At 71.1% G+C, this 6251-nt stretch carries 6 protein-coding genes; 4 read left to right on the top strand and 2 right to left on the bottom strand.

Translation table 11 applies throughout. The features are described 5' to 3' along the window. Positions 1 to 217: 217 nt before the first annotated feature. A complete protein-coding gene (locus tag ABT147_RS35340; protein ID WP_351413939.1) occupies positions 218 to 415 on the bottom strand; it encodes a hypothetical protein in 198 nt (65 codons plus the stop codon). Positions 416 to 447: 32 nt separating this feature from the next. Here ABT147_RS35340 and ABT147_RS35335 point away from each other — a divergent pair, with 32 nt between their 5' ends. Further along, complete coding sequence (locus tag ABT147_RS35335) at positions 448 to 642, top strand: hypothetical protein (protein ID WP_351413937.1); 195 nt, start codon at positions 448 to 450, stop codon at positions 640 to 642. A gap of 127 nt (positions 643 to 769) precedes the next feature. Next, positions 770 to 2296: a GIY-YIG nuclease family protein gene (locus ABT147_RS35330; RefSeq protein WP_351413935.1), complete on the top strand. Its 1527-nt coding sequence runs from the start codon at positions 770 to 772 to the stop codon at positions 2294 to 2296. Positions 2297 to 2357: 61 nt separating this feature from the next. On the opposite strand, the gene ABT147_RS35325 is transcribed toward ABT147_RS35330, so the two are convergent. After that, entirely contained in the window at positions 2358 to 3344 is a 987-nt protein-coding gene (locus tag ABT147_RS35325) for a hypothetical protein (protein WP_351413932.1), read from the bottom strand. Positions 3345 to 3662: 318 nt separating this feature from the next. Here ABT147_RS35325 and ABT147_RS35320 point away from each other — a divergent pair, with 318 nt between their 5' ends. Together ABT147_RS35320 and ABT147_RS35315 are read left to right on the top strand one after the other, a co-directional pair. Continuing rightward, a complete protein-coding gene (locus ABT147_RS35320; protein WP_351413930.1) occupies positions 3663 to 5270 on the top strand; it encodes a DUF4209 domain-containing protein in 1608 nt (535 codons plus the stop codon). A gap of 226 nt (positions 5271 to 5496) precedes the next feature. Next, on the top strand, positions 5497 to 6213 hold the full coding sequence (locus ABT147_RS35315) for an adenylate kinase (protein WP_351413928.1): 717 nt from the start codon (positions 5497 to 5499) through the stop codon (positions 6211 to 6213). The last annotated feature ends 38 nt before the right edge of the window (positions 6214 to 6251 follow it).

The raw sequence follows: 6251 nt of genomic DNA, 5'->3' as shown, positions 1-6251 counted from the left end.
CCGACCCCCGGCGCCCTCCAGACCCCCACCGTGCTGCACCCCCCCCCCCCCCCCCCCCCCCCCCCCCCCCCCCCCCCCGCCCCGGGGGGGGGGGGGGGGCCCCCCCCCCCACTTCTCACCGCGGTCCTCACACCTCGCCGAACGAGCCACGCCCCTCTTGCGCTGGCTCGGACCGGAACCACCGAGCTCCGGAGTGTCACCCGGCACCGGTCCGCCGTTACCCCCACATGAACGACGCCACCACCTTCACCGGCGAGATTATTCCCGGCGCCGTGATCGACCAGCTCCTGGCCACAGCCGACTGCGACACCGGCGTCCGCGCCCTCGCGAACACACCCTCACCGAAGAAGCGGGCTACAAGTACGGGCTGGCCTAGGGCCTGTCCGAGGGCCGCGACCTTCACGACGATGCTCACAGCCCGGCATCGACAACCTCCTGGGTCACGCGGTGCCCGCAGCCGTCGCCTTCGCACTGCACCACCTCGGTGCACTCCTGCCCGACCTGACGATCGAACAGTGGGACCGCCTCGACGCCGTCGCCACCACCCTCCACCTGAAGATCTGCGAGGACCTGACCGGAGCGAACGGCACCGGCGACGAGACCCTGCCCCCTGCCGAAGTCGTACCCGAGACCGTGAACTGAGCCGCCCGGCACCACTCCCCACCGGCGGCAATTCGACACCGAGCGTTGATGTCAGTGGCCGCCTCTATGCTGCGCCGCACAGCGAGGCAAAACCCCGCTCACCCTTGGAACGCGGGGAGTTGAACTCATGGCGCGCACCGGCAGACCGCGGAAGGACCCTCGCGAGCCGGAAGAGATCATGCGGGCAGCGGGCCTGGAGCCGCTGGAGCCCTACCCCGGCAGCGCCGCCCCGTGGAGGTGCCGCCATACGGCGTGCGGGCGGGAGGTCACCCCCCGCCTGAGCAACGTCACCAAGGGACAGCGCGGCTGCGTGTACTGCTCCGGGCGGGCCCGGATCGACCCCGAGGCCGCAGCCGCAGTGATGCGGGCGGCCGGCCTGGAGCCCCTGGAGGTCTATCCCGGCAGCGACCGGAAGTGGCGGTGCCGCCACCTCGCGTGCGGACGCGAGGTCACACCCACCTACGTCCGGATCAACTCCGGTACCGGGCCCTGCCGGTGGTGCGCACCGAACGCGCCGGTCGACCCGGACGTCGCCGCGGCCGACATGCGGGCCGCGGGCCTGGAACCCCTCGGCCCGTACCCGGGAGTGGACACACCCTGGCACGTCCGCTGCCGGACGTGCGGAGAACCCGGGACCCCCACACTGGGCTCCATCCGACAGGGGCAGGGCGGCTGCTACCCCTGTGGCCGGCGCAAGGCCAACGAGTCGATGCGCCACGACGCCGAGACCGCGGCCGCGGTGATGCGGTCGGCGGGCCTGGAGCCGCTGGAGCCGTACCCCGGGACCGCGTTCCCGTGGAAGAGCCGCTGCACCAAGTGCGGAGCCATCGTCTCCCCGCGCCTGGGTTCCCTGACCGGCCAGAGCCGGCGTCCAGGCTGCAAGCCATGCGCCGACCGGGCAACCGGTGCGGCACAGCGCCACGACGAGGACCTGGCCGTCGCCGAGATGCGCGAGCACGGATTCGAACCCCAGGAACCGTACCGCGGGGTCAAGTACCCCTGGCGGTGCCTGTGTCACGGCTGCGGCACCATCACCTCACCTACCTTCGGCTCCATCCTCGCCGGCCAGAGCGGATGCCGACGCTGCGCCGACCTCCGCTCCGCCGCCGCACGGCGGGAAGACCCCGAGCGCGCCGCCGCCTCCATGCGCGAGGCCGGCCTCGAGCCCCTGGAGCCCTACACCACGACCATGACGCCCTGGCGCTGCCGCTGCACCACCTGCGGCCGCACCTCGACCCCCACCCTGTCCAAGATCCGCAGCGGCCGCAGATGCAAGTACTGCGCCCGCTTCGGCTTCGACCGCGCGGCGCCCGCCCGCGTCTACGTCGTCACCCACGCACAGCACGGCGTCGTCAAGATCGGCGTCGCCGGCGCTCTCCAGCGCAACGACCGCATCGCCCAGCACCGCCGCCTCGGATGGGTCCTGTTTTACGAACACCACGTGCCCACCGGCGACGACGCCCTGGCCGTCGAGCAGACGATCCTGCGGCGCCTGCGCGCCGCCGGGCACGGCGTCTTCCTCACCGCCGTCCAGATGCCCAACGGCTGGACCGAGACGTTCGATGCCGCCCGCGTGACCGCCACCCAGCTTCGGGACGCGATTCGAGAACACCAGACCACGCCGGCCCTTCCCGAGCCCCTGACCCTGTTCTAGCCGCCCGGCTGGGCCGGGGAGCGAGTCAACCTCGGCGGGCAGGGGCGGCGATGGGGGTGGGCTATGCCGCGTCCTGGAGGGGGAGGGCCGCTGCGGCGGCCTGCTTGGCCGACTCCAGCGCCTTGGTGAACGTCGAGGCGACGACGGCGGCCTCGTCGGTCAGCCTGTCGATCTCGGCGACCGCCAGGTCGTCGACCGCGGTACGGGCAAGGATGTCGAGGAGCTCGTCGCTGGCCGCGTCCAGCCGCTCGATCTCCCGTACCTCGGCGTAGCGGGCGTCGGCCTCGGCGACCTGTGAGGCGTAGGCCTCCAGCGCCGCCACCCGCCGCTCGATGCCGTGCAGGCTCGTCGCAAGCACACCACGGCGAGCTGCGAGCAGCTCGGCCACGGTGGCGTTGTCCGTCTCCTGCGGCGCCCTTTGATCCTTGCGGGCCACACAGCTGTAGTCCCGCAGGTCTTGGGCGATCGCCCACTCCTGACGGGGGAAGGCGGCCTCGTTGCGCTGGGCGTCGAGCCACTTCTCGCGGTGCACCCTGGAGCCGAGCACGGCTGTCATCGCCCGCCGAGCCCGGGCCAGGAGTTCCTGGGCATCGGCGGTCAGGTCCTTCGGATGCACGAGGTGCTGCTGGACGGCGGCGAGCCGGCGCAGCTGCCCGTTGTAGAGCGCCCGGTCGGCAATCAGATCGGCGCAGAGCACAGCCACGACGCCAGCAGCCAGCGGCCATACGGACAGCAGCGTGTGCACCAGGTCGACGGCCTCCTGCAGCAGCTGGTCCTGCGCGCCGACGAGGGTGGAGGAGTCGGCGGCGGGATCGGCGATCTCGAGGCCACCGGTCCACCGCCACACCACGGGGGCCGCCGCCACTCCCGCTCCGCCGCGCGTCAGAAGGGGGACAGCCGCCCACAGCGGGTTGGCCGGGCGGCCCGCGAAGCGGCGAGGATCCTCCAGGGCCTGCCCCAGGATCTTCCGGGTAGCGTCCGAGAGCTCCGCATCCGGGTCAAGGACCGGGCGCATCGCGCTGCCCGCGGGCTTCTTGGACTCCGTCACCGCTTCCTCCCCCTGTACGACCACAGCCCGCTCGGCCCTGCTCCGCCTGTCCCGGCGGCGACCGCGCGGTCGCCCGCCGAGGCATCGGTCCGCGCCACGGTACGTGATCGCCTTCCGGCGCCAAGGCGGCTGGACCATGGCGTACTCCACGCCGGTCCGGGCCCACCGCCCTGCGGTGGGGGTCCTGGCAGGGAGATGGCCCGGGCGCGGCCGGCAACGCCGGTGAAAAGACGTCCTCCAGCAGAACCGAACCAGGGAAAAGCGGTGGGCCCGGTCCCGAGTCGTACCGATACTGGCGACGAAGGAAGTGAGGCTCCCGTGCCGCAGGTCGAACCGAGTGTTCTCGACGCCCTCATGGAAGCGGCGCAGGACGCCGCTTCCTACGAGGCCATCGCCATCGCACTCGCGGCCGCCGCCCTCGACACGAACGCGGCCGCCGCACAGCAGCGCGATGCGCTGCTCGCCGCGTTGCGACTTCGGCTCTCCGGGACCGGCAAGGCCCAGGACTTCGCTGCGCCGCTCCCCGGCCACCCGCTCAGGGGGTGGTTGGCGGCCCTGTCCGAGGCCCCCGCCGACCAGTTGGAGATCTGGAGCGCATACGCCGAGGCCGTCAGCAACCACTTCGTCCGGGGCCGCCTCCATCACCTTCTTCTGGCCGCGGGACACGGCACCAAGCCCGATCGCATCCGGGGCGCGGCCACCGGGTATCTGGACGCGGCACCGCTGCTGCTCGCCACCCCCCGACGCTTCCCCGGCCTGATGGGCGCGACCGAGTGCCTGCGCTGGGCCGGAGACCTCGCCCGGACCTTCAACCAGACCGACTTGTGCAAGCGCGTCACCGACGACACGGCTGCCCTGGCCGAACGCGTCCTGGCCGCTCCCGAGGACGATCCGGGGATCGTGGCCGGCCTTCTGGACGGACTACGCGTGCAGCGCTACGACATCACGCACCTCGCCGAACGCGCCGCACATCGCTACGCCCGCGATGTGCACACCCACGTCGAGTTCCTCAAGCTGCTGCGGGAGGAGGTGCCCGAGGACCGCCGACCCGGCATTGACACCGCGATCGTCAACGCCCTCCTCGACGCCGCCGACGCCGACACCGGGTTCCGTCGCCACGACCTGCTGACCAGGGCCGCGACCGAAGCCCGCGACCGAGGTCTGTCCGAGCTGAGGGTGCGTGCCGAGATGGCCCTGCAACAGACCGATCCGGACTCCCTGGGATGGACCCGACTTGATCGCCCACTCATCCTCCCGCCGGGACTGTTCGCCGGGGCCCGAGCGCACATCGACGCCGCCGCCGACCTGACAGACGCGTTGTGGCGAACCACGCTGGACGTCCATCCGGCGATGCGCGAGGACACCGACGACGCGCACCTACTGGACGGTCTGCTCCGGATCCCGCGCTCGCGCATCAACACCGCCGGCCCCATCCAGGTCGCCCCGCCCGTCGAAGCCGACGACGACCACGTTGTCGGACTGCAGGTCCTCGCGATGGACTTCGTCGGGCACCTCGCCGCCGAGCAGCTCGACCGCATCCACGAGCGCTTCGAACCGGACGAGGCCGAGCTGATCGGCGCCCTGGTCCACGAAGCCGTCCTGCCGCCGGCGCGCGCCCGGATCTTGGCCGATGCCTTCGGGTACTTCTGGCTGGGGGAACTCGACGCGGCGGTGTGCATCGCGCTGCCTCAGGTCGAGCAGATCCTCAGACAGCTCCTGCGTCCCCGAGTCCCGATCGTGTCCGTGGCCAAGGGCCAGTCCCCCGGGACCGTCGACCAGATGGGCGGACTCATCCGCAGCATGCCGGCCGCCGGGTATCCCCGGGACTGGAGCCGCGCCTTGGAGCTGCTCCTCGTCGACCCCGACCGGGGCATGAACCTGCGCAACGACGTCTGCCACGGCTTGGTGCGTGTTTCTGAATCCTGATCGGCCACCGGAAGGGTCTCATCGTTTTCGGCCTGGACCTGGCTCTGTCCGAACGATCGGGGACCGAGACCGGAGGAGCATCAACCTCAACGCGGTGATGTCCCATGGTGGGGTTATCCTCACCGCCAGGGGGTGGCTTACCGGATGGGCAATGACATCGGTGCGCGGCGATCGTGTGTCCCAGAGGCGACTTGATGGCCACGCATGACGAAGGGACACCTCATCAATGCGCATCCTCCTGATCGGGCCGCCCGGAGCTGGCAAGGGCACGCAGGCAGTGCGCCTTGCCGCGCATCTGTCGATCCAGCACATCTCCACCGGTGACCTGTTCCGAGAGCACATCGACCAGGGCACCGAGTTCGGGCACAACGCCCACACGCACATACGCGCCGGCCTTCTGGCACCGGACGAGGTCACAATCGGGGTGGTCAAAGAGCGCCTTGCCCGTCGGGACACCGAGCGCGGATTCCTGCTGGACGGCTTCCCTCGCAATCTTGCCCAGGCGGAGGCGCTGGACGGCATCCTGGCCGACTCGAAGTCGAGACTGGACGCCGTGCTAGACCTGGAGATTCCCGAAGCCCAGGTGGTCAGGCGGATCGCTGGACGACGGTTGTGCCGTCAGAACCGCGAACACATTTTCCATGTCGACTACAGCCCGCCTGAAGTGGCAGGAGCCTGCGACGTCTGCGGCGGTGAGCTGTACCAGCGCGATGACGACCGCGAGACAACCGTTCGTAAGCGACTGGAGGTTTATCGCAGCGAGACAGCGCCGGTCGTCGACCACTACCAAGCTCAGGGCCTGGTGACCACGATCTCGGCCCTCGGCCAGGTCCAGGAGGTCCTGGACCGCGCGCTGGTCGCGATCGGCCAGGCCAGGTTGATGCCTCCGGCGCGTCGAGCTGTTGACCCCTCCGCTCGGAAGGTGCGGGGCTGCCGTCCCTGACTGCCGCTGCCGAGGACTGCAAGCTCCGCCCGCCCGCT

The sequence above is a fragment of the Streptomyces sp. NPDC001868 genome (assembly GCF_040297125.1).
Lineage (GTDB): Bacteria > Actinomycetota > Actinomycetes > Streptomycetales > Streptomycetaceae > Streptomyces.
Note: the sequence above shows the minus strand (reverse complement) of the source record. Positions and strands in the feature narration are given on the sequence as shown.

Coding starts and splice junctions, on each gene's coding strand:
- ABT147_RS35315 (WP_351413928.1), top strand. CDS start 5,497: ATGCGCATCCTCCTGATCGGGCCGCCCGGAGCTGGCAAGGGCACGCAG.
- ABT147_RS35330 (WP_351413935.1), top strand. CDS start 770: ATGGCGCGCACCGGCAGACCGCGGAAGGACCCTCGCGAGCCGGAAGAG.